Consider the following 24037-nt stretch of genomic DNA (forward strand, 5'->3'; position numbering starts at 1 on the left):
GCTGAATTGCGAATCTGCCGCATTTTGCGGCAGTTTTTATTGCCAGTTGGAATAAGAAAGGACTTCATGAAACGTCTGCTGCTAACTGCGGTTCTCACCGTATTGATGATCGCCGAAGTTCACGCCGAGTCCTTCACTATCTCTGATATTCGCGTCAATGGCCTCCAGCGGGTCTCCGCGGGTAGTGTCTTTGGTGCCTTGCCGTTGAACGTCGGCGAGCAGGCGGATGATCGTCGCCTGGTGGAATCCACTCGTGCGCTGTTCAAAACCGGGTTCTTTCAAGATATCCAGCTGGGCCGTGAAGGCAACGTCCTGGTCATCACTGTAGTCGAGCGTCCGTCGGTCGCCAGTATCGAGATCGAAGGCAACAAGGCGATCTCCACTGAAGACCTGATGAAGGGCCTCAAGCAGTCCGGTCTGGCCGAAGGCGAGATCTTCCAGCGTGCGACCCTCGAAGGTGTGCGTAACGAACTGCAGCGCCAATACGTCGCTCAGGGCCGCTACTCGGCTACCGTCGACACCGAAGTGGTGCCGCAGCCGCGTAACCGCGTTGCCCTGAAGGTCAACATCAACGAAGGCACCGTAGCGGCGATCCAGCACATCAACGTGGTGGGCAACACTGTCTTTCCTGATGAAGACCTGATCGACCTGTTCGAACTCAAGACCAGCAACTGGCTGTCGTTCTTCAAGAACGATGACAAGTACGCCCGTGAAAAGCTCTCCGGTGACCTGGAGCGTCTGCGCTCCTATTACCTGGACCGTGGCTATATCAATATGGATATCGCTTCGACCCAGGTGTCCATCACCCCGGACAAGAAACACGTCTATATCACCGTCAACGTCAACGAAGGCGAGAAGTACACCGTTCGTGACGTGAAACTCAGCGGCGACCTGAAAGTGCCTGAAGACCAGGTCAAGTCCCTGCTGCTGGTTCAGAAAGGCCAGGTGTTCTCGCGCAAGCTGATGACCACCACCTCCGAACTGATCACCCGCCGCCTGGGTAACGAGGGTTACACCTTCGCTAACGTCAACGGCGTGCCTCAGCCTCACGATGAAGACCACACGGTCGATATCACGTTCGCTGTCGATCCGGGCAAGCGTGCTTACGTGAACCGCATCAACTTCCGTGGCAACACCAAGTCCGAAGACGAAGTGCTGCGCCGTGAAATGCGTCAGATGGAAGGCGGCTGGGCTTCGACCTACCTGATCGACCAATCCAAGACCCGCCTGGAACGTCTGGGTTTCTTCAAGGAAGTCAACGTCGAAACGCCGGCCGTGCCGGGTGTCGATGATCAGGTTGACGTGAACTACAGCGTTGAAGAGCAGGCTTCCGGTTCGATTACCGCCAGCGTCGGTTTCGCCCAGAGCGCCGGTCTGATCCTTGGTGGTTCGATCACTCAGAACAACTTCCTGGGTACCGGTAACAAGGTCAGCATCGGCTTGACTCGCAGTCAGTATCAAAGCCGTTATAACTTCGGTTATGTCGACCCCTACTGGACAGCTGACGGTGTGAGCCTGGGTTACAACGCTTTCTATCGTACGACCGACTACAAAGACCTCGATGTCAACGTAGCCAGCTACGCCGTAGACAGCCTGGGTGCAGGTGTCAGCGTTGGTTACCCGATCAGCGAGACTTCGCGTCTGACGTTTGGTTTGTCTGCACAACAAGACAAGATCAAGACGGGTCTTTACACCGTCGACGAAATCTTCGACTTCGTTAACAAGGAAGGTGATCAGTACCTCAACTTCAAGGCATCGGCCGGTTGGTCTGAATCCACCTTGAACAAAGGGGTACTGGCGACCCGTGGTCACTCCCAGAGCTTGACCGCGGAAGCCACGACACCGGGCAGCGACTTGTCGTTCTTCAAGCTCGATTATCGCGGTCAATTGTTCCAGCCGTTGTCTGAAAACTACACCATGCGGCTCCACACCGAGCTGGGCTATGGCGATGGCTATGGTTCGACCGACGGCTTGCCGTTCTATGAAAACTATTACGCAGGTGGTTTCAACTCGGTTCGTGGCTTCAAGGACAGCACCCTGGGGCCTCGTAGTACGCCGAGCCGGGGCGTGAACCCGGGCACCGCAAGCGACCCGGACCAGGATCCACTACCGTTTGGTGGTAACGTCCTGATTCAGGGTGGTGTAGAAGTTCTATTCCCGCTGCCGTTCGTGAAGGATCAGCGTTCCTTGCGCACTTCGGTATTCTGGGACGTGGGTAATGTGTTCGATTCGACTTGCAAGCAGAGCACTAACGCCGATGGTTCCAAGTCCAACACTCAGTGTAACGACGTCAGCCTTAGCAATATGGCCAGTTCGGTGGGTGTCGGTGTGACATGGGTTACCGCCCTTGGTCCGTTGAGCTTCGCCTTGGCGATGCCAGTCAAAAAACCGGACAGCAATGCCGAGACTCAAGTGTTCCAATTCTCCCTCGGCCAGACGTTCTAAGCGTCTGACCCAAGATAATGACAATGGATTTTGTAGGAGTGCATCGTGCGTAAGTTGACTCAATTGGTTCTCCTGGCGACCGTGCTGGTTGCAGGTCCGGCTTTTGCCGACATGAAAATCGCCGTTCTGAACTATCAGATGGCACTGCTGGAATCCGATGCGGCGAAGAAATACGCCGTGGATGCCGAGAAAAAATTCGGCCCGCAACTGACCAAGCTCAAGAGCCTGGAAAGCAGCGCCAAGGGTATCCAGGACCGTCTGATGGCCGGTGGTGACAAGATGCAGCAAGGCGAGCGTGAACGTCTGGAGCTCGAGTTCAAGCAAAAGGCCCGTGATTTCCAGTTCCAGTCCAAGGAGCTGAACGAAGCCAAAGCCGTTGCCGACCGTGAAATGCTGAAGCAGCTCAAGCCGAAACTGGACAGTGCTGTGGAAGAAGTCATCAAGAAAGGTGCTTATGACCTGGTCTTCGAGCGTGGCGCAGTGATTGATGTCAAGCCTCAGTACGACATCACTCGCCAGGTTATCGAGCGCATGAATCAGCTGAAGTAACCCATGACAGCGACTATAAAGCTCGGCCAGCTGGCCGAGTTCCTCGGCGCCACCCTGCGTGGCGGCCCGGAGAAAGAAATTACTGGGCTGGCCACTTTGCAAGAGGCTGGCCCAGCTCAGTTGAGCTTTCTGGCAAATCCTCAATACCGTAAATACCTGGCTGACAGTCAGGCCGCAGCCGTGTTGCTGAAGGCCGCTGACGCTGAAGGTTTTGCCGGTGATGCGCTGGTGGTGGCTGACCCATATTTGGCCTACGCACGCATTTCCCATCTGTTCGATCCCAAGCCCAAGGCGCCGGCCGGTATTCATCCGACAGCGGTAGTGGCAGCGGATGCGGTGGTCGATCCGGCGGCCAGCATTGGTGCCTTTGCGGTTATCGAAAGTGCAGCGCGTATTGGCGCCGGTGTGACCGTTGGTGCGCATTGCTTCATCGGTGCACGCTGCGAAATTGGCGAGGGCGGCTGGTTGGCCCCGCGCGTCACGCTGTATCACGACGTGCGCATCGGCAAACGGGTGGTGATTCAATCCGGTGCCGTGCTCGGTGGTGAAGGCTTCGGTTTTGCCAACGAGAAAGGTGTCTGGCAGAAAATTGCCCAGATCGGCGGCGTCTCGATCGGAGACGACGTGGAAATAGGCGTAAATACCGCTATCGATCGTGGCGCGCTGGCCGATACCGTCATTGGTAATGGTGTGAAGCTCGACAACCAGATTCAGATTGCCCACAACGTCCAGGTCGGTGACCACACTGCCATGGCCGCGTGCGTGGGAATTTCCGGCAGCACCAAAATCGGCAAGCATTGCATGCTCGCCGGTGGCGTAGGGCTGGTGGGGCATATCGACATTTGCGACAACGTTTTCCTGACCGGGATGACCATGGTGACCCACTCGATTACCGAGCCGGGTTCCTATTCTTCCGGTACGGCGATGCAACCGGCAGCCGAATGGCGCAAAAGCGCGGCACGTATCCGTCAGCTCGATGACATCGCGCGTCGTCTGCGACAGCTGGAAAAGCGTGTAGGGGACGTGACCCCTGACGGTAATGCTTCATCAGATGGCTGATACCATTTCCATATCAAGTGTGCACAGCCGCTAGACTGCCTCCCTTGATTTGCTAGAGGAGTGCGCGTCAATCGCGCGCTCCCAATCTTTACATAGGCTTCCCCCCGAAATGATGGACATCAACGAGATTCGCGAATACCTGCCTCACCGTTACCCGTTCCTGCTGGTGGACCGGGTCGTGGATCTGGATGTGGAAGGCAAGCGCATTCGCGCCTACAAGAATGTCAGCATCAACGAACCGTTCTTCAATGGTCACTTCCCTGCGCATCCAATCATGCCGGGCGTACTGATCATCGAAGCGATGGCTCAGGCTGCCGGGATCCTTGGTTTCAAAATGCTCGACGTGAAACCGGCCGATGGCACGCTTTACTACTTCGTCGGCTCTGACAAGCTGCGCTTCCGTCAGCCTGTGCTGCCGGGCGATCAGCTTGTGCTGGAGGCGAAGTTCATCAGCTGCAAGCGTCAGATCTGGAAGTTCGAATGCCAGGCTTCGGTCGATGGCAAGCCAGTCTGCTCCGCTGAAATCATCTGTGCGGAACGCAAACTATGAGTTTGATTGACCCTCGCGCAATCATCGATCCGACGGCCATCCTGGCCGACGACGTCGAAGTCGGCCCTTGGTCGATCGTCGGCGCAGGTGTGGAAATCGGCGAGGGAACAGTGATCGGGCCGCATGTGATTCTCAAGGGCCCGACCCGAATCGGTAAGCACAACCGCATCTACCAGTTTTCTTCGGTAGGTGAGGACACGCCCGATCTGAAATACAAGGGCGAGGAAACCCGTCTGGTCATCGGTGACCACAACGTCATCCGTGAAGGCGTGACGATTCACCGCGGGACCATCCAGGACCGTTCGGAAACGACCCTGGGCGATCACAACCTGATCATGGCCTATGCCCACATCGGTCACGACAGCGTTATCGGCAATCATTGCATCCTGGTCAACAACACCGCGTTGGCGGGCCATGTGCACGTTGAAGACTGGGCGATCCTGTCCGGCTTCACCTTGGTTCACCAGTATTGCCACATTGGCGCCCACAGTTTTTCCGGCATGGGCACTGCCATTGGTAAAGACGTTCCAGCGTACGTCACGGTATTCGGCAATCCGGCCGAAGCCCGCAGCATGAACTTCGAGGGTATGCGTCGTCGCGGTTTCAGCGAAGATGCGATCCACGCGCTGCGTCGTGCCTACAAGGTGGTTTACCGCCAGGGCCTGACGGTCGAGCAAGCGCTTGCCGAGCTGGCCGAACCCTCGCTGCAGTTCCCGGAAGTCGCGGTGTTCCGTGATTCCATCCAGTCTTCGACCCGCGGCATCACCCGCTAATCATGGCCAATCTGCGTATTGCGCTGGTGGCGGGTGAGGCTTCCGGTGACATTCTGGGCGCGGGTCTCATGCGTGCGCTCAAGGCACAGCATCCGGCGGTCGAGTTCATTGGTGTCGGCGGTCCGCTGATGCAGGCCGAAGGCCTGACCTCGTATTTCCCGATGGAACGCCTTTCTGTCATGGGGCTGGTCGAAGTGCTGGGCCGTTTACGCGAGCTGTTGGCCCGTCGCAAGAAACTGGTTGCAGACCTGATCGCCGAGAAGCCGGACGTGTTCATCGGTATCGATGCCCCGGACTTCAACCTCAATATCGAACTCAAGCTGCGTCAGGCCGGGATCAAGACCGTGCATTACGTCAGCCCGTCGGTCTGGGCCTGGCGACAGAAGCGGGTGCTGAAGATTCGCGAAGGTTGCGACCTGATGCTGACGCTGTTCCCGTTCGAAGCTAAATTTTATGAAGAGAAGGGTGTGCCGGTGCGGTTTGTCGGGCATTCCCTGGCCGATGCGATCCCGCTGGAGGCCGATCGCGCCGCCGCGCGAGCCGAACTCGGTTTGCCGGACGGGCCGCTGGTTGCCCTGATGCCGGGAAGTCGCGGCGGTGAAGTCGGACGCCTCGGTGCGCTGTTCCTCGACACCGCCCAGCGCCTGCGGGCCATGCGTCCGGGCGTGCGGTTCGTCATGCCGTGCGCCAGCGCGGAACGCCGGGCCCAGCTTGAAGAGCTGCTGGCCGGCCGCGATCTGCCGCTGACCTTGCTCGACGGAAAATCTCATCTGGCGCTGGCGGCGTGCGACGCGGTGTTAATCGCTTCGGGCACCGCCACCCTGGAAGCATTGCTGTACAAGCGGCCGATGGTGGTCGCTTATCGCTTGGCGCCGCTGACGTTCTGGATTCTCAAACGGATGGTGAAGAGTCCCTACGTCTCGTTGCCGAATCTGCTGGCCCAGCGCCTGCTGGTGCCGGAGTTGTTGCAGGACGATGCGACAGTCGAAGCCCTGGCCCAGACTCTGTCGCCGCTGATCGAAGGTGGCGAGGAGCAGACCCGGGGCTTTGACGAAATCCACCGAACCCTGCGCCTGGACGCCTCCAATCAGGCAGCGGACGCGGTACTGAACCTGATTGGCAGAGCACAATGAGCAAAGCAAATAGGCAGATGGGCCTGGATTTTATGCTGGTCGATGAAGTTGAAGATCTGGTGGCGGGTGTTGATGAAGTCGGTCGCGGCCCGCTGTGCGGTGCCGTGGTGACAGCGGCGGTGATCCTCGACCCGAGCCGGCCGATCCTTGGCCTCAACGATTCGAAGAAGCTCACCGAAGCCCGCCGCGAAAAGCTCTACGACGAGATTTGCGAAAAAGCCCTGAGCTGGTGCATCGCTCGCGCCGAAGTCGAAGAAATCGACGAGTTGAACATTCTTCATGCCACCATGCTGGCCATGCAGCGTGCGGTCGAGGGCCTGCACATTCAGCCGAAACTGGCGATGATCGACGGTAACCGTTGCCCGAAACTCTCGATGCGCGCCGAAGCGGTGGTGCAAGGCGACAGCAAGGTGCCGGCCATCGCTGCGGCGTCGATTCTGGCCAAGGTCAGCCGTGATCGTGAAATGGCGGCGTTCGAACTGATTTACCCTGGTTACGGCATTGGTGGCCACAAAGGCTACCCGACGCCCGTTCATCTGGAAGCGCTGACGCGTCTGGGGCCGACACCGATTCACCGCCGCTCGTTCGCCCCGGTACGCCTGGCGTATGAAGCGCGGGAAAACCTGATCGAGGGTTAGTCGCAGGCTGATGTTTTACTCAAGGCCCGGTACAATCCGGGCCTTGTTGTCTTCACGTTTCTAGTTTCTAGACAGGATCACTATGCCGGCTTCATTCGTTCATCTACGCCTGCACACTGAATATTCCCTGGTCGACGGTCTGGTGCGGATCAAACCGCTGGTCAAGACCCTGGTCGGCATGAACATGCCTGCCGTGGCGGTCACTGACCAGAACAACATGTGTTCCCTGGTCAAATTCTATAAAGCCGCCATGGGCGCCGGGATCAAGCCGATCTGTGGCGCCGACCTGTGGCTGTCGAACAAGGATCCGGACAACCCCTTGAGCCGGATCAGCCTGCTGGCGATGAACGCCACGGGTTATCGCAACCTTACCGAACTGATCTCCCGCGGTTTCATCGACGGCCAGCGCAATGGCTCGATCATCATCGAGCGCGAGTGGGTGGCCGAAGCCAGCGAAGGCTTGATCATGCTGTCGGCGGCGAAAGAGGGTGAGATCGGTCTGGCGATGCTCGGCGGCAATCCGGACGAAGCTGAAACCCTGGCTCGCGAGTGGATGGCGGTGTTCCCGGATCGTTTCTACCTGGAAATCCAGCGCACCAACCGCCCCAACGATGAAGAACAACTGCACGGCGCCGTGGCCCTGGCCGAGAAACTCGGCGCGCCGCTGGTGGCGACCAACGACGTGCGCTTCATCAAGCAGGAAGACTTCGAAGCTCACGAAACCCGCGTTTGCATCGGTGAAGGCCGCGCCCTCGACGATCCGCGGCGTTCGAAGAACTACAGCGATCAGCAATATCTCAAAAGTGCCGAGGAAATGGCCGAGCTGTTCAGCGACCTGCCCGAGGCGCTGGAGAACACGGTCGAGATCGCCAAGCGCTGCAACATCGAAGTGAAACTGGGCAAGCACTTCCTGCCCAACTTCCCGATTCCCGATGGCATGACCATCGACGAGTATTTCCGCAAGGTTTCCTTCGACGGTCTGGAAGAGCGCCTCACCGTTCTGCTGCCCAAGGACACCACCGAAGACTACGAAGCCAAGCGTCAGGTCTATGTCGACCGGCTGAATTTCGAGCTGGATATCATCATCCAGATGGGCTTCCCCGGTTACTTCCTGATCGTGATGGACTTTATCCAGTGGGCCAAGAACAACGGCGTGCCGGTGGGGCCTGGCCGTGGGTCGGGTGCCGGGTCGCTGGTGGCCTATGTGCAGAAGATCACCGACCTTGACCCACTGGAATATGACCTGCTGTTCGAACGGTTCCTTAACCCGGAACGGGTTTCCATGCCCGACTTCGACGTCGACTTCTGCATGGACGGTCGCGACCGCGTGATCGATTACGTGGCCGAGAAATACGGCCGCAACGCGGTAAGCCAGATCATCACCTTCGGTTCCATGGCGGCCAAGGCTGTGGTCCGTGACGTGGCGCGGGTGCAGGGCAAGTCCTACGGCCTGGCGGATCGTCTGTCGAAGATGATTCCGTTCGAAGTCGGCATGACCCTGGAAAAAGCCTACGAACAGGAAGAAATCCTGCGCGACTTCATCAAGGTCGATGAAGAAGCCGCGGAAATCTGGGAAATGGCGCGCAAGCTTGAAGGCGTTGTGCGTAACGTCGGTAAACACGCTGGTGGTGTGGTAATCGCGCCGACCAAGCTGACCGACTTCTCGCCGATCTATTGCGACGAAGCGGGCGACGGTCTGGTAACCCAGTTCGACAAGGACGACGTCGAGGCTGCCGGTCTGGTGAAGTTCGACTTCCTGGGGCTTCGGACCCTGACGATCATCGACTGGGCGCTGAAAACCATCAACCGTGACCGCGCCAAGGTCAACGAACCGCCGCTGGACATCGCGTTCATCCCGCTGGATGACAAACCGACTTACACGCTGCTGCAAAAAGCCGAAACCACTGCGGTGTTCCAGCTCGAGTCGCGCGGCATGAAAGAGCTGATCAAAAAGCTCAAGCCCGACTGCCTGGAAGACTTGATCGCACTGGTGGCCCTGTTCCGTCCGGGCCCGTTGCAATCAGGCATGGTTGACGACTTCATCAACCGTAAGCACGGTCGCGCCGAACTCGCGTACCCGCACTCGGACTACCAGTACGACGGCCTCAAGCCGGTATTGGCACCAACTTACGGCATCATCCTGTATCAGGAACAGGTGATGCAGATTGCCCAGGTCATGGCCGGTTACACCCTCGGCGGCGCGGACATGCTGCGTCGAGCCATGGGTAAGAAAAAACCCGAAGAAATGGCCAAGCAGCGCGGCGGTTTCATTGAAGGTTGTGCCACCAACAATATCGACGCTGACCTTGCCGGTAACATTTTCGACCTGGTAGAAAAATTCGCCGGTTACGGCTTCAACAAATCCCACTCCGCTGCCTACGGCCTGGTGTCGTACCAGACCGCATGGCTGAAAGCCCACTATCCGGCGCCGTTCATGGCCGCGGTACTGTCGGCGGATATGCACAATACCGACAAGGTCGTGACCTTGATCGAAGAAGTGCGGACCATGAAGCTGCGCCTCGACGCGCCGGACGTGAACACCTCGGAGTTCAAGTTCACGGTGAACGACGAAGGCCGCATCATTTACGGTCTGGGTGCGATCAAGGGCGTGGGCGAAGGCCCGGTCGAAGCGATTACCGAGGCGCGGCAAGACGGGCCGTTCAAGGATCTGTTTGATTTTTGCGCTCGGGTCGACCTCAAGCGCATCAATAAACGCACCCTCGACGGCTTGATTCGCAGTGGTGCCCTGGATCGCCTTGGCCCGTATTTCCACGATGAGCAGAAAGCCTATCAGGCCAACATCGACCGCAACCGCGCGGTGTTGTTGACGGCCATGGAAGAGGCGATCAAGGCGGCCGAACAGACTGCTCGTACCCACGACAGTGGGCATGCCGATCTGTTTGGCGGTCTGTTCGTTGAAGAAGACGCCGACGTCTACGCCAATCACCGCAAGGCCAAGGAACTGACCCTCAAGGAACGCCTGAAAGGCGAGAAAGACACCTTGGGCCTGTACCTCACCGGCCACCCGATCGACGAGTACGAAGGCGAGATCCGTCGCTTCGCCCGTCAGCGCATCATCGACCTGAAGCCGGCTCGCGATACGCAGACCGTCGCGGGCATGATCATCGCCCTGCGAGTGATGAAGAACAAAAAGGGCGACAAGATGGGCTTCATCACCCTCGACGACCGCTCCGGGCGGATCGAAGCCTCGTTGTTCGCCGATGCGTTCCATTCTGCGCAGTCGCTGTTACAGACCGATGCGATGGTGGTGGTCGAAGGCGAAGTCAGCAACGACGACTTCTCCGGTGGCCTGCGGTTGCGGGTCAAGCGGGTGATGAGCATGGAAGATGCGCGCACCAACCTGGCCGAAAGCCTGCGCCTGAAGTTGCATACCCAGGATTTGAAAGGCGATCAGCTACGCTGGCTGGGTGAGCTGTTCAAGCGCCACCGCGGCGCGTGCCCGATCACCATGGAGTACACCAGTCCCGATGCGAAGGCCTTGTTGCAGTTCGGCGAGACCTGGCGGATCGACCCGGCGGATGCCTTGATTCAAGCCCTGCGTGACCAGTTCGGGCGAGACAACGTCTTCCTCCAATACCGTTGACGGTCAGGCGCCATTCCTTGCTATTGGAACGCGCCTGATCCCGACCCGAATTTTTAATCTCGACCTGAACGCGCCTTTTCCTTAAGGTAGGGCGCGAATAGACAACCGGCCGGCCCAAGCTCTCTTGGACGCGACCCTAGACGGACGCCTATGAACCCGAATTTTCTAGATTTCGAACAGCCGATCGCCGACCTGCAAGCCAAGATCGAAGAGTTGCGCTTGGTCGGTAATGACAATTCGCTGAATATCGGCGATGAGATCTCCCGCCTGCAGGACAAGAGCAGCACGCTGACCGAAGACATCTTCGGCAAACTGACCAGCTGGCAGATCGCTCGTCTGGCGCGTCACCCGCGTCGCCCGTACACCCTGGACTACATCGAACACATCTTCACCGAGTTCGATGAGCTGCACGGCGACCGTCACTTCTCTGACGACGCTGCCATCGTTGGCGGTGTTGCCCGTCTGGACGACCAGCCGGTGATGGTTATCGGTCACCAGAAAGGTCGCGAAGTGCGCGAGAAGGTTCGTCGCAACTTCGGTATGCCGCGCCCTGAGGGCTACCGCAAGGCGTGCCGCCTGATGGAAATGGCCGAGCGTTTCAAAATGCCGATCCTGACCTTCATCGACACCCCGGGCGCTTACCCTGGCATCGACGCCGAAGAGCGCAACCAGAGCGAAGCGATTGCCTGGAACCTGCGCGTGATGGCTCGCCTGAAAACCCCAATCATCGCCACCGTGATCGGTGAGGGTGGTTCCGGTGGTGCGCTGGCAATCGGCGTCTGCGATCAGCTGAACATGCTGCAATATTCGACCTACGCGGTGATTTCGCCGGAAGGTTGCGCCTCGATTCTGTGGAAAACTTCCGAGAAAGCTCCGGATGCCGCTGAAGCGATGGGCATTACTGCTGAGCGTCTGAAGGGCCTGGGCATTGTCGATAAAGTGATCGGCGAGCCGTTGGGTGGTGCTCATCGTGATCCGGCCGCTGCCGCTGCCTCGATCCGCGCCGAGCTGAGCTCGCAACTGGCGATGCTGAAGAAGTTCGACAACGACGCGCTGCTGGCCCGTCGTTACGAGCGTCTGATGAGCTACGGTCTCTGATCTACGGCTGACTTTTGTCCTGGGTTGCCGATCAAAAGATCGCAGCCTTCGGCAGCTCCTGCATTTATCGCCTGTAGGAGCTGCCGCAGGCTGCGATCCCGGCATTCTTGTTGGCAGAGGTGTTTTAAATGATTGCCCGTTCAAACAGTGGCAATGATCTGCAAACCAGGCTTTTCAAGGTACTTGCGCCTTGGCGCAATGCTACAACCTGGCGCATCGCCTTCTCCGGTGGTCTCGATTCCACCGTCCTGCTGCACCTTCTCGCACACCTCGCAAAAAACGAATCCTTGCCGGCGCTGACCGCCATTCACGTCCACCACGGCCTGCAGGCTGCGGCTGATGCGTGGCCGGAGCATTGTCAGTCGGTCTGTGGTGCGTTGGGTGTGCCGCTGGAGGTTGTGCGTGTTCAGGTTGAACCCGGAGCCAGCCTTGAGCGTGCGGCGCGGGATGCGCGTTATGGCGCCTTCATCGCGGCGACTCACGCCGGTGAAGTGCTGCTCACGGGCCAACACCGTGACGATCAAGCGGAAACCCTGTTGTTTCGGCTGATGCGCGGGGCAGGAGTGAGAGGTTTGTCGGGTATGCCGAGTGAGCGTCCGTTGGGGCGTGGGCATCTGCTGCGACCACTGCTTGATGTCACTCGCGCCGAGCTTGAGGCCTACGCCACTGAATATCAGCTGAACTGGATCGAAGATCCGTCGAATCAGGACCGGCAGTTCTCGCGCAATTACCTGCGTCATCAAGTGTTCCCCGTGTTGACCGCGCGCTGGCCGCAAGCAGTGGCGACCATGGCTCGCAGCGCTGCGCATCTGAGTGAGGCGCAGGGATTGCTCGACGACCTGGCGCAAATTGATTTGGCCCATGCCAGCACCGTCAGTGATTTCGATTGGCTGGGCTTGCCGTCGCTGGAGCTGGCGCCCCTGGAAAAGCTCTCTGATGCACGCCAGCGCAATGCGCTGAGTCATTGGCTCAAACCGCTGACATCTTTGCCAGACAGTGACCATTGGTCGGGTTGGGAGGATTTGCGCGATGCGACCGGCGATGCACGTCCGGTCTGGCGATTGGCGGCGGGCGAACTGCATCGCGCCGGTGGGCGTCTCTGGTGGTTGTCAGGTGGATGGTTGCGCACTCCGCCTTCCCCGGTGTCCTGGGCTGACCCCTCGGTATTGCTGGCGTTGCCGGGTAATGGTGCGCTCACACTTACCGGTCAGATCCCCGATGGCCCGTTGCAGATTCGCTATCGTGAGGGCGGCGAAGTCATGAATTTGCCCGATCGTGGCCACCGAGACTTGAAGCGTTTGCTCAACGAAAGCGGCGTGCCGGGCTTCGCCCGTGGCAGATTGCCGCTGGTCTACAGAGACGAGCAATTGCTGGCGGTGGCGAACCTGCGGGGGCTAAATGGCAGTGAGCGCAGTGGCTGGTATTTGCATTGGCAGCCGCCGATCGAAGATCAAGGTTTGAGCTGAAAGGGGCTTTCCGGTAGACTACGCTCCCTTCTTGATACAACTTCTGTGGATTCGCCTGAATCGCAGCAGTTGCCGATTACCAAGCAGTCTTTGCTGGGCGATTCCAAAAAATGTGTAGCGAGCAACCTACCGGTGTTTCATCTTCCGGTCTGTCCCAACGCGGCGGTTTTTTTGAAAGGTGCACTGTGATTAATGCAGGTGATCGGGGGCTTCGGCCTTCCTTCGCTTTCCCCGGCGGCTCGGACCGCTTTAACGCAGACTTCTAGGGTTTTTCATGACGCGCTACATATTCGTCACGGGCGGTGTTGTTTCTTCATTGGGGAAAGGCATTGCCTCGGCTTCATTGGCGGCCATCCTGGAGGCGCGGGGACTTAAGGTCACCATGCTGAAGCTGGACCCGTACATCAACGTTGACCCGGGCACCATGAGCCCGTTCCAGCACGGTGAAGTGTTCGTCACCCACGACGGCGCCGAGACCGACCTGGACCTGGGCCACTACGAGCGGTTCATCCGCACGACCATGACCCAGAACAACAACTTCACCACTGGCCGTGTCTACGAGCACGTCCTGCGCAAAGAGCGCCGTGGTGATTACCTGGGCGCAACCATTCAGGTGATCCCGCACATCACCGACGAAATCAAGCGCCGGATCATCAAGGGCGCCGGCGATGCCGACGTGGCCATGGTCGAGATCGGTGGCACCGTGGGTGACATCGAGTCGCAACCGTTCCTCGAAGCGATCCGTCAATTGCGTTTCGAAGTCGGCGCCAAGCGCGCGATGCTGATGCACCTGACACTGGTGCCGTACATCGCCACTGCCGGCGAAACCAAAACCAAGCCAACCCAGCACTCGGTCAAGGAACTGCGTTCCATCGGCCTGCAGCCTGACGTGCTGGTGTGCCGCTCCGATCACCCGATCGACATCTCGTCGCGTCGCAAGATCGCGCAGTTCACCAACGTTGAAGAACGTGCAGTGATCGCGCTGGAAGACGCCGACACCATCTACAAGATCCCGGGCATTCTGCACTCCCAGGGCCTGGATGATTTCGTCGTCGAGCGTTTCGGCCTGCAATGCGATAGCGCCGATCTGTCCGAGTGGGAAGCAGTGGTTGACGCCAAGCTGAACCCGGAGCACGAAGTCACCATCGCCATGGTCGGTAAGTACATGGAACTGCTGGACGCCTACAAGTCGCTGATCGAAGCGATGAGTCACGCCGGGATCAGCAACCGTACCAAGGTCAACCTGCGCTACATCGACTCCGAAGACATCGAAAACCAGGGCACCGCGCTGCTGGAAGGTGTCGACGCGATTCTGGTACCGGGCGGCTTCGGTCTGCGTGGCGTTGAAGGCAAGATCACTGCCGTTCAATACGCTCGCGAAAACAAGGTTCCATACCTGGGCATCTGCCTGGGCATGCAAGTGGCCGTTATCGAGTTCGCTCGTAACGTCATGGGCTGGAAAGATGCCAACTCCACCGAGTTCGATCGCACCAGCGGTCACCCGGTGGTAGGTCTGATCACCGAGTGGGAAGACGCCACCGGCGCGGTCGAAACCCGTACCGAAGCGTCCGATCTGGGCGGCACCATGCGCCTCGGCGCTCAGGATTGCCTGCTTGAGCCAGGTTCCCTGGTGCACGATTGCTACGCCAAGGACGTGATCGTCGAGCGTCACCGTCATCGCTACGAAGTGAACAACAACCTGCTGCCGCAAATCATCGAGGCCGGCCTGAAAATCTCCGGTCGTTCCGGTGATGGCGCGCTGGTTGAAGTGGTTGAGGCACCGGATCACCCATGGTTCGTCGCTTGCCAGTTCCACCCAGAGTTCACCTCGACGCCACGCGACGGTCACCCGTTGTTCAGCGGTTTCGTTAAAGCCGCTTTGGCTCAACACCAGAAGAAGGCGTAAACCTTATGGCGCAGAAGATCATCCGCGTAGGCGATATCGAGATTGCCAACGACAAGCCAATGGTGCTGTTCGGTGGCATGAACGTGCTGGAAAGCCGTGATATGGCGATGCAGGTCTGCGAAGAGTACGTAAAGGTCACCGAAAAACTCGGTATCCCTTACGTGTTCAAGGCCAGTTTCGACAAGGCGAATCGTTCTTCTGTGACCTCTTACCGTGGCCCTGGCCTGGAAGAGGGCATGCGGATTTTCCAGGACATCAAGCAAGCCTTCGGCGTGCCGATCATCACCGACGTCCATGAGCCTGATCAGGCCGCGGTCGTCGCTGAAGTCTGCGACATCATCCAGCTGCCGGCCTTCCTGTCGCGCCAGACCGACCTCGTGGTCGCGATGGCCAAGACCGGCGCGGTGATCAACATCAAGAAAGCCCAGTTCCTCGCGCCTCAGGAAATGAAACACATCCTGAACAAGTGCGTGGAAGCCGGTAACGATCAGTTGATCCTCTGCGAACGTGGTTCGAGCTTCGGCTACAACAATCTCGTGGTCGACATGCTCGGCTTCGGCATCATGAAGCAGTTCGAATACCCGGTGTTCTTCGACGTGACCCATGCGCTGCAAATGCCTGGCGGTCGCTCCGATTCCGCCGGCGGTCGTCGTGCCCAGGTCACTGACCTCGCCAAGGCCGGCATGAGCCAGTCGCTGGCCGGGTTGTTCCTTGAAGCCCATCCGGACCCGGACAACGCCAAATGTGACGGCCCTTGCGCCTTGCGTCTGGACAAACTGGAGCCATTCCTGGCCCAGCTCAAAGCACTGGACGAACTGGTGAAGAGTTTTCCGACGGTAGAAACCGCGTAAACCTCAATTCTCCGGTAAAGTACCGCACGGTTTAAATGCTCAGGCCCTCGGGCTTGAGCCTTATCGTCCGCAAGCCTGCCCGCTGTCTGTCACTTGCCGACGATAAAAGATTTCCTTCAGCTGCGTCGTTTTCGTCAACTTTGGAGTGTTTACAACAATGGCAAAAATCGTCGACATCAAAGGTCGTGAAGTTCTCGACTCCCGTGGCAATCCCACTGTGGAAGCAGACGTGCTTCTCGATAACGGCATCATCGGCAGCGCTTGCGCGCCATCCGGTGCTTCCACTGGCTCGCGTGAAGCGCTCGAGCTGCGTGATGGCGACAAGAGCCGTTACCTGGGTAAAGGCGTGCTCAAGGCCGTAGCCAACATCAACGGTCCGATCCGTGACCTGTTGCTGGGCAAAGACCCAAGCGACCAGAAAGCGCTGGATCACGCGATGATCAAGCTTGATGGCACCGAAAACAAAGCGACCCTGGGCGCCAACGCGATCCTCGCCGTTTCCCTGGCCGCAGCCAAGGCAGCAGCACAGGACCAGGACCTGCCGCTGTACGCTCACATTGCCAACCTGAACGGCACCCCGGGTGTTTACTCGATGCCGGTTCCGATGATGAACATCATCAACGGTGGCGAGCACGCCGATAACAACGTCGACATCCAGGAATTCATGGTGCAGCCGGTTGGCGCCAAGTCTTTCTCGGAAGGTCTGCGCATGGGCACCGAGATTTTCCATCACCTCAAAGCCGTTCTGAAGGCTCGTGGCCTGAGCACTGCCGTCGGTGACGAAGGTGGTTTCGCGCCGAACCTGGCTTCCAACGAAGACGCTTTGAAAGTGATCTCCGAAGCCGTGGCCAACGCCGGTTACAAGCTGGGCACCGACGTGACCCTGGCCCTGGACTGCGCGGCCAGCGAATTCTACGAAGATGGCAAGTACAACCTGTCCGGCGAAGGCCAGGTGTTCACTGCTGAAGGTTTCGCCGACTACCTGAAAGGTCTGACCGAGCGTTACCCGATCATCTCCATCGAAGACGGTCTGGACGAGTCCGACTGGGCTGGCTGGAAAATCCTCACCGACAAGATCGGCGAGAAGACTCAGCTGGTAGGCGACGACCTGTTCGTGACCAACACCAAGATCCTGAAAGAAGGCATCGACAAAAAGATCGCCAACTCGATCCTGATCAAGTTCAACCAGATCGGCACCCTGACCGAAACCCTGGAAGCCATCCAGATGGCCAAGGCCGCTGGTTACACCGCCGTGATCTCGCACCGCTCCGGCGAAACCGAAGATTCGACCATTGCCGACCTGGCCGTGGGCACCTCGGCTGGCCAGATCAAGACCGGTTCGCTGTGCCGTTCCGACCGCGTTTCCAAGTACAACCAACTGCTGCGTATCGAAGAGCAGTTGAATGGCAAAGCCAAGTACAACGGTCGCAGCGAGTTCCGCGGCTGAGTGGTAAACGATAAAAAGACACCGGATTGTGTCGGAAAAATCGCGACAGCGACGGATTTGCCACTAATCTGATGCCTTAAGAGCACAAGCCTGGTTCTTCCAGGCTTCGTGCTATCAGAAGCTTCAAAGTTTGGCATGGCTGTCTTTTTTCACTGGATACCTGATATTCGATGCGCAGTCCCAATTGGTTGTTCCTCGTCTTGCTCTTGCTGCTGGCTGGCCTGCAGTACCGCCTGTGGGTGGGTAATGGCAGTCTGGCGCAAGTGGCCGAACTGAAGCAGCAGATTGCGGATCAACACGCCGAGAACGAGGCGTTGCTGGAGCGCAACCGAGTGATGGACGCCGAAGTCAGTGAATTGAAAAAGGGCATGGAGACCGTTGAGGAACGGGCTCGCCATGAGTTGGGGATGGTCAAGGATGGTGAAACCCTTTACCAGTTGGCCCAATGATTGAGTCGTTACCGGCCTTCTGGGCCGTGATTCCTGCCGCGGGCGTCGGTGCCCGTATGGCCGCGGACCGTCCCAAGCAATACTTGCAACTGGGCGGGCGCACTATTCTCGAACACAGCCTCGGCTGTTTCCTCGATCATCCTGCCCTGAAGGGGTTGGTGGTCAGTCTTGCTGTTGACGATCCTTACTGGCCGAATCTGGCCTGTGCTGCCGATCCGCGTATTCAGCGGGTTGAAGGCGGCGCCGAGCGTTCCGGATCAGTGCTCAACGCCTTGCTGCATCTGCATGCCCAGGGCGCTGACGATGAGGATTGGGTGTTGGTTCACGATGCCGCGCGACCGAATCTGGCGCGCGATGATCTTGATAAATTGCTCAGTGAACTGGCTGACGACCCGGTGGGCGGCCTATTGGCGGTGCCTGCGCGCGACACTCTCAAACGGGTCGACAAGCACGGGCGTGTGCTGGAAACGGTGGATCGCAGTGTGATCTGGCAGGCTTATACACCCCAGATGTTTCGCCTTGGAGCATTGCATCGGGCGTTGGCGGATAGCCTGGTGGCGGATGCTGTCATCACCGATGAAGCCTCGGCGATGGAGTGGGCAGGTATGGCGCCCCGTTTGATCGAAGGTCGATCCGATAACATCAAAGTTACTCGCCCCGAAGATCTGGAGTGGTTGCGCCAGCGTTGGGCGAACCGTCGTTAAAAGATCGCAGCCTATGCAGGAACTGCCGCAGGCTGCGAACTTTTGCTCTTAAACCCGATACTCCGGCCGTTCGGCCAACCCTTCCTTCAAATAATCCACCAACTTGCGCACTTTTGGCGACAGATGCCGCTGCTGCGGATAAAGCGCCCAAACCGCTGTGTTCGGCGGTTGGTGGGCTTCCAGCAGCGAGATCAATTCGCCGTTTTTCAGGTGCTCCAGCACGTAGTAGTCCGGCAACTGACACAACCCAACCCCTTGTAGCGCGGCATCCAGCACCGCCTGCCCACTGTTGCAGCGCCAGTTTCCCTGTACTCGCTGGGAAAATTCCCGTCCGTTCTGTTCCAGTTGCCAGATATCCGAGCTGCCGATAAGGCAGTTATGACGACTCAGCTCCGACAAACTGTGTGGGCGACCATACCGTTCCAGGTAGGACGGCGAGGCGCACAGGTACATGCGCCGTGGTGCCAAACGGGTCGCGACCAATCTTGAATCCTGTAGACGGCCAAGTCGGATGGCCAGGTCCAGCCCTTCATGCACCAGATCGAGCGGGCGGTTGCTCAGTTCGATGTCGACACGCAGTTGCGGATATATGCCCATGAAGCGAGTCACCAGCGGCACGATGAATCGTTCGCCGTAGGCCACGGCGCAAGTCATGCGCAGCATGCCCTTGGGTTCGCTGGTCAGGTCGCCGACAGCGCGCAATGCCTCTTCGCGACCATCCTGCAGACGCTGGCAATGTTGCAGAAAGGTTTGCCCGGCCTCGGTCAGTGTGACCCGGCGGGTACTGCGATAGAGCAAACGGGTCTGCAGGCGCTCTTCGAGTCGTACGATTTGGCGACTGATGTGGGAGGAAGACACCCCAAGGCGTTCAGCAGCGGCGGTGAATTGGTTGCACTCGGCCACGGCGACGAACTCATCGATGCCTTCCCAGCGGTTTTCGGACATCAGGATTATCCCTGCATGGCAATAATGTTTTGCTTTTGTCCTGATTATTCATCGTATGCCGCTGTATTACACTCATTGTCTCGTTTTTATTCACTGGAGAGTCAGCATGATCAAGTCGCGCGCCGCCGTTGCCTTCGAGGCCAAAAAGCCCCTCGAGATCGTTGAAGTCGATGTCGCCATGCCCAAGGCGGGTGAAGTCCTGCTGCGCGTCGTCGCTTCCGGTGTCTGCCATACCGATGCCTACACCCTCTCGGGCGCGGACCCGGAAGGTATCTTCCCGTCGATCCTGGGTCACGAAGGTGGCGCGGTGGTCGAAGCGATCGGCGAGGGCGTGACTTCGGTTGCCGTCGGTGATCATGTGATCCCGCTGTATACCCCGGAATGTGGCAAGTGCAAATTCTGTCTGTCGGGCAAAACCAACCTCTGCCAGGCGATTCGTGCAACCCAGGGTAAAGGCCTGATGCCGGACGGCACTTCGCGCTTTTCCTACAAGGGCGAAACGATTTTCCACTACATGGGCACCTCGACGTTTTCCGAGTACACCGTGCTGCCGGAAATCTCCGTCGCCAAAATTCCTAAAGAAGCACCGCTGGAAAAAGTCTGCCTGCTGGGCTGTGGCGTCACCACCGGCATCGGTGCGGTGATCAACACTGCCAAGGTCAAACCGGGTGACACTGTCGCCATCTTCGGTCTGGGCGGCATCGGACTGTCTGCCGTGATCGGCGCGGTCAAAGCCAAGGCTGGCCGGATCATCGCCATCGACATCAACCCTGCCAAGTTCGAAATCGCCAAGCAATTGGGCGCCACGGACTGCGTGAACCCGAAAGACTTCGATCGCCCGATCCAGGAAGTGATCGTCGACATGACCGATGGCGGCGTCGACTTCTCGTTCGAATGCATCGGCAACGTGCAGTTGATGCGTGCTGCACTTGAGTGCTGCCACAAAGGTTGGGGCGAGTCGGTCATCATCGGTGTGGCCGGCGCCGGCCAGGAAATCTCCACCCGTCCGTTCCAGTTGGTCACTGGTCGCGTCTGGCGCGGTTCGGCGTTCGGTGGTGTGCGCGGGCGTACCGAGTTGCCAAGTTACGTCGAAATGGCCCAGACCGGCGAGATCCCGCTGGATACCTTCATCACTCACACCATGGGCCTGGAAGATATCAACAAGGCGTTTGACCTGATGCATGAAGGCAAAAGCATCCGTAGCGTCATTCATTTCTGAGGTCGGTCATGAGCCTGGAAAATATCTCCTGCCAGAAAAGCTTCGGCGGCTGGCACAAGCGCTACCGGCACCGCTCCGACGTGCTCGGCTGCGACATGGTGTTTGCCGTGTACCTGCCGCCGCAAGCGGAGCAGGGCGGCAAGCTGCCGGTGCTGTACTGGTTGTCTGGCCTGACCTGCACCGACGAGAACTTCATGCAGAAGGCCGGCGCCATGCGCATGGCCGCCGAGCTTGGGCTGATCATCGTCGCACCGGACACCAGCCCGCGCGGTCCCGAAGTGCCGGGTGATCCGGATGGCGCCTGGGACTTCGGTCTCGGTGCCGGGTTTTATCTGAATGCCACGCAGGAACCGTGGTCGCGGCACTATCGGATGCATGACTATGTCGTGCAGGAATTGCCGACATTGGTCGAAGCGCATTTCCCTGCATCGGACAAGCGCGGCATCAGCGGTCACTCCATGGGCGGCCACGGTGCGCTGGTCTGCGCGTTGCGCAATCCGGGGCGTTATCAGTCGGTATCGGCATTCTCGCCGATCAACAATCCGATCGATTGCCCGTGGGGGCAGAAAGCCTTTTCCCGCTACTTGAGTGAAGACCGGTCGAAATGGCGCGAGTGGGATGCCTGTGCATTGATCGCCGAGGCCGACGAGAAGCTGCCGCTGCTGGTGGATCAGGGGGATCGCGACGATTTCCTCGCCACCCAGCTCAAGCCTGAAGCCCTGCAACAGGCGGCTAAACTGGCTGGTCATCCGCTGACGTTGCGTTTGCAACCCGGCTACGACCACAGCTATTTCTTCATCGCCAGTTTCATCGACGACCACTTGCTGCATCACGGACGCGCTCTAGGCCTCTAATGCAGGTAGAATCACGCCCTGACAAAAATCGGGGCGTTTTTTTATGCGTATTGGCCACGGCTATGATGTGCACCGTTTCGGTGAAGGCGATTTCATCACGCTGGGCGGTGTGCGGATTGCACACAGCTTCGGGCTGCTTGCCCATTCCGACGGTGATGTCCTGCTGCACGCCTTGAGCGATGCGTTGCTCGGCGCTGCCGCGCTGGGTGATATCGGCAAGCATTTTCCGGACACCGACCCGCAATTCAAGGGCGCCGACAGCCGTGCGCTGTTGCGTCATGTCGTCGCACTGATCCACGCCAAAGGCTGGAAAGTCGGCAACGTCGATAACACCATCGTCGCCCAGGCCCCGAAAATGGCCCCGCATATCGAATCGATGCGCGCGCTGATTGCCGCGGATCTTCAAGTTGAGTTGGATCAAGTGAACGTGAAAGCTACCACCACCGAAAAGCTTGGCTTTGTCGGTCGCGAAGAAGGTATTGCCGTGCACTCCGTTGCCTTGTTGCTGCGCGCATGAACGAGGCGCAATTGCTCGGCCCACGGGCCTATGGTGAAGCTCTCGGCAGTGCGGTGCTGAAAGCCACGGCGGAAGATTTCCAGGTCGATGAAGTCCTCGATATTCCCCTTAGCGGCGACGGTGAACACCTGTGGATCTGGGTGGAAAAGCGCGGTCTGAATACCGAAGAAGCGGCACGGCGGATTGCCAAGGCAGCGGGCGTGCCGTTGCGTACCGTCAGCTACGCGGGCCTCAAGGACCGTCAGGCGCTGACTCGCCAGTGGTTCAGCGTGCAACTGCCCGGCAAGGCCGATCCCGATCTGTCGGCAGCGGAAAACGACACGCTGAAGATTCTCAAGACCGGTCGGCACAGACGCAAACTGCAACGCGGTGCCCATTCGGCCAACGGCTTTACCTTGCGTCTGACCCAGTTTGCGGGCGACAAGGCGGCGATCGAAGAGCGTTTGCAACTGATCGCCAGACAAGGTATTCCCAATTATTTTGGCGCCCAGCGTTTCGGGCATGACGGCGGCAACGTCGTCGACGCCCGTGCCTGGGCAGCGCGCAAGGCCCTGCCGGAACAACGCAATGTGCGGTCGCGCCTGCTCTCAACCGCGCGCAGTTTTCTGTTTAATCAGGTGCTGGCAGCGCGTGTCGCCGATGGTACCTGGCAGCGTGCTCAGGTCGGCGATCTGCTGGCGTTCACCGACAGCCGCAGTTTCTTCCCGGCGGGCGAGGCCGAATGCAGCGACCCGCGCCTGGCAATTCTCGACCTGCACCCGACCGGACCGCAGTGGGGCGAAGGTGACTCGCCGGCGTCGGGTGCTGTCCATGAACTGGAGCAGGCAATCGCTGCGCGCGAAGCGGATCTGCGTGATTGGTTGATTAACGCCGGTATGAGCCACGAACGTCGCATCCTGCGGCTGCCCATTGGCGGGTTGACGTGGCATTATCCCGAGCCTGACATTCTGCAACTGGAATTCGTCCTCCCGGCCGGATGCTTCGCCACCGTATTGGTGCGTGAACTCGTCGATCTGGTGCCGGTGGGGCAGACGGACAGCCCATGCGTATTCTGATTTCTAACGACGATGGGGTAACCGCACCCGGTCTCGCCGCGCTTTATGCTGCGCTGGCGGATTACACCGAATGCGTGGTTATCGCCCCGGACCAGGACAAAAGCGGCGCCAGCAGCTCGCTGACGCTCGACCGTCCGTTGCACCCGCATACCTTGGCCAATGGCTTTATCAGCCTCAACGGAACGCCCACCGATTGCGTGCACCTGGGCCTTAACGGCTTGCTGGAGTTTGAGCCGGACATGGTGGTTTCCGGGATTAACCTGGGTGCGAACCTGGGGGACGACGTGCTGTATTCCGGTACTGTGGCGGCGGCCCTTGAGGGACGTTTCCTGGAGCGTCCTTCGTTTGCCTTTTCGTTTGTCTCACGGCAAGTGGAGAACCTTCCCACGGCGGCCTATTTTGCGCGCAAACTGGTAGAGGCCCACGCGGACCTTGATCTGCCACCGCGCACGGTACTGAACGTGAACATTCCCAACTTGCCGCTGGAGCATATCCGCGGTATCCAGCTGACCCGCCTGGGCCATCGCGCCCGGGCCGCTGCGCCGATAAAAGTGGTCGATCCGCGCGGTAAATCCGGTTACTGGATCGCTGCGGCGGGGGACGCCGAAGATGGCGGCCCGGGCACCGATTTCCATGCGGTGATGCAAGGCTATGTTTCAATCACGCCACTGCAACTGGATCGCACCTTTAATGATGCCTTCAGTAGTCTCGATGGCTGGCTGGAGGGGCTGCGCTAATGGCTCGTGAACAAGACGATATTCTGCACCGCGGCATC

At 58.9% G+C, this 24037-nt stretch carries 21 protein-coding genes; 20 read left to right on the forward strand and 1 reads right to left on the reverse strand.

Features of this window, described 5'->3' with window-relative positions:
- Positions 1-66: 66 nt before the first annotated feature.
- The 15 genes from bamA to ispD all read left to right on the forward strand — a co-directional run bounded on the left by bamA (position 67) and on the right by ispD (position 18672).
- A complete protein-coding gene (gene bamA, locus AC1RO5_RS21940) occupies positions 67-2445 on the forward strand; it encodes an outer membrane protein assembly factor BamA (protein WP_493177606.1) in 2379 nt (792 codons plus the stop codon).
- A 45-nt stretch (positions 2446-2490) separates the two neighbouring features.
- On the forward strand, positions 2491-2994 hold the full coding sequence (locus tag AC1RO5_RS21945) for an OmpH/Skp family outer membrane protein (RefSeq protein ID WP_007940508.1): 504 nt from the start codon (positions 2491-2493) through the stop codon (positions 2992-2994).
- 3 nt (positions 2995-2997) lie between these two features.
- Entirely contained in the window at positions 2998-4053 is a 1056-nt protein-coding gene (lpxD, locus tag AC1RO5_RS21950; RefSeq protein WP_493177608.1) for a UDP-3-O-(3-hydroxymyristoyl)glucosamine N-acyltransferase, read from the forward strand.
- Between the two features lie 109 nt (positions 4054-4162).
- Positions 4163-4603, forward strand: a complete 441-nt coding sequence (gene fabZ, locus AC1RO5_RS21955) for a 3-hydroxyacyl-ACP dehydratase FabZ (protein WP_493177610.1) — start codon at positions 4163-4165, stop codon at positions 4601-4603.
- Entirely contained in the window at positions 4600-5376 is a 777-nt protein-coding gene (lpxA, locus tag AC1RO5_RS21960) for an acyl-ACP--UDP-N-acetylglucosamine O-acyltransferase (protein WP_007940512.1), read from the forward strand. Before fabZ ends, lpxA begins: the two co-directional genes overlap by 4 nt.
- A 2-nt stretch (positions 5377-5378) precedes the next feature.
- On the forward strand, positions 5379-6509 hold the full coding sequence (lpxB, locus tag AC1RO5_RS21965) for a lipid-A-disaccharide synthase (RefSeq protein WP_493177612.1): 1131 nt from the start codon (positions 5379-5381) through the stop codon (positions 6507-6509).
- On the forward strand, positions 6506-7147 hold the full coding sequence (gene rnhB / locus AC1RO5_RS21970; protein ID WP_493177614.1) for a ribonuclease HII: 642 nt from the start codon (positions 6506-6508) through the stop codon (positions 7145-7147). Before lpxB ends, rnhB begins: the two co-directional genes overlap by 4 nt.
- An 82-nt stretch (positions 7148-7229) precedes the next feature.
- A complete protein-coding gene (gene dnaE / locus AC1RO5_RS21975; RefSeq protein WP_493177615.1) occupies positions 7230-10751 on the forward strand; it encodes a DNA polymerase III subunit alpha in 3522 nt (1173 codons plus the stop codon).
- A gap of 150 nt (positions 10752-10901) precedes the next feature.
- The gene (locus AC1RO5_RS21980; RefSeq protein WP_007940516.1) at positions 10902-11849 is read left to right on the forward strand and encodes an acetyl-CoA carboxylase carboxyltransferase subunit alpha; all 948 of its coding nucleotides are present in this window, start codon (positions 10902-10904) and stop codon (positions 11847-11849) included.
- A gap of 128 nt (positions 11850-11977) precedes the next feature.
- Positions 11978-13315, forward strand: coding sequence for a tRNA lysidine(34) synthetase TilS (gene tilS / locus AC1RO5_RS21985; protein WP_493177617.1), 1338 nt, complete (start codon positions 11978-11980; stop codon positions 13313-13315).
- 274 nt (positions 13316-13589) lie between these two features.
- Positions 13590-15221 (forward strand): CTP synthase, encoded by a 1632-nt coding sequence (gene pyrG / locus AC1RO5_RS21990; RefSeq protein WP_007940520.1) that lies wholly within the window; start codon positions 13590-13592, stop codon positions 15219-15221.
- 5 nt (positions 15222-15226) lie between these two features.
- Positions 15227-16072 (forward strand): 3-deoxy-8-phosphooctulonate synthase, encoded by an 846-nt coding sequence (gene kdsA, locus AC1RO5_RS21995; RefSeq protein WP_015093773.1) that lies wholly within the window; start codon positions 15227-15229, stop codon positions 16070-16072.
- Between the two features lie 157 nt (positions 16073-16229).
- On the forward strand, positions 16230-17519 hold the full coding sequence (gene eno, locus AC1RO5_RS22000) for a phosphopyruvate hydratase (protein ID WP_007940523.1): 1290 nt from the start codon (positions 16230-16232) through the stop codon (positions 17517-17519).
- A gap of 170 nt (positions 17520-17689) precedes the next feature.
- Positions 17690-17968 carry a cell division protein FtsB gene (gene ftsB, locus AC1RO5_RS22005; RefSeq protein WP_007907178.1) on the forward strand — a complete coding sequence of 93 codons (279 nt, stop codon included), beginning with the start codon at positions 17690-17692 and terminating at the stop codon, positions 17966-17968.
- The gene (ispD, locus tag AC1RO5_RS22010; RefSeq protein WP_493177620.1) at positions 17965-18672 is read left to right on the forward strand and encodes a 2-C-methyl-D-erythritol 4-phosphate cytidylyltransferase; all 708 of its coding nucleotides are present in this window, start codon (positions 17965-17967) and stop codon (positions 18670-18672) included. Before ftsB ends, ispD begins: the two co-directional genes overlap by 4 nt.
- 48 nt (positions 18673-18720) lie before the next feature.
- Here ispD and AC1RO5_RS22015 read toward each other — a convergent pair whose 3' ends face one another.
- On the reverse strand, positions 18721-19617 hold the full coding sequence (locus AC1RO5_RS22015; RefSeq protein ID WP_493177621.1) for a LysR substrate-binding domain-containing protein: 897 nt from the start codon (positions 19615-19617) through the stop codon (positions 18721-18723).
- A gap of 106 nt (positions 19618-19723) precedes the next feature.
- Here AC1RO5_RS22015 and AC1RO5_RS22020 point away from each other — a divergent pair, with 106 nt between their 5' ends.
- From AC1RO5_RS22020 to surE, 5 genes are read left to right on the forward strand one after another with little or no spacing between them, the layout of a single operon-like run.
- Positions 19724-20836, forward strand: a complete 1113-nt coding sequence (locus tag AC1RO5_RS22020) for an S-(hydroxymethyl)glutathione dehydrogenase/class III alcohol dehydrogenase (RefSeq protein WP_007907184.1) — start codon at positions 19724-19726, stop codon at positions 20834-20836.
- Between the two features lie 8 nt (positions 20837-20844).
- Positions 20845-21690 (forward strand): S-formylglutathione hydrolase, encoded by an 846-nt coding sequence (gene fghA, locus AC1RO5_RS22025; RefSeq protein WP_493177623.1) that lies wholly within the window; start codon positions 20845-20847, stop codon positions 21688-21690.
- Between the two features lie 43 nt (positions 21691-21733).
- A complete protein-coding gene (gene ispF / locus AC1RO5_RS22030; RefSeq protein ID WP_018927000.1) occupies positions 21734-22207 on the forward strand; it encodes a 2-C-methyl-D-erythritol 2,4-cyclodiphosphate synthase in 474 nt (157 codons plus the stop codon).
- A complete protein-coding gene (gene truD, locus AC1RO5_RS22035) occupies positions 22204-23262 on the forward strand; it encodes a tRNA pseudouridine(13) synthase TruD (protein ID WP_007940529.1) in 1059 nt (352 codons plus the stop codon). Before ispF ends, truD begins: the two co-directional genes overlap by 4 nt.
- Positions 23250-23999: a 5'/3'-nucleotidase SurE gene (gene surE, locus AC1RO5_RS22040; protein WP_019647814.1), complete on the forward strand. Its 750-nt coding sequence runs from the start codon at positions 23250-23252 to the stop codon at positions 23997-23999. The genes truD and surE overlap by 13 nt, the downstream gene beginning before the upstream one ends.
- Positions 24000-24037 lie beyond the last annotated feature (38 nt).

It is taken from the genome of Pseudomonas sp. GW822-FHT02G04, assembly GCF_058802085.1.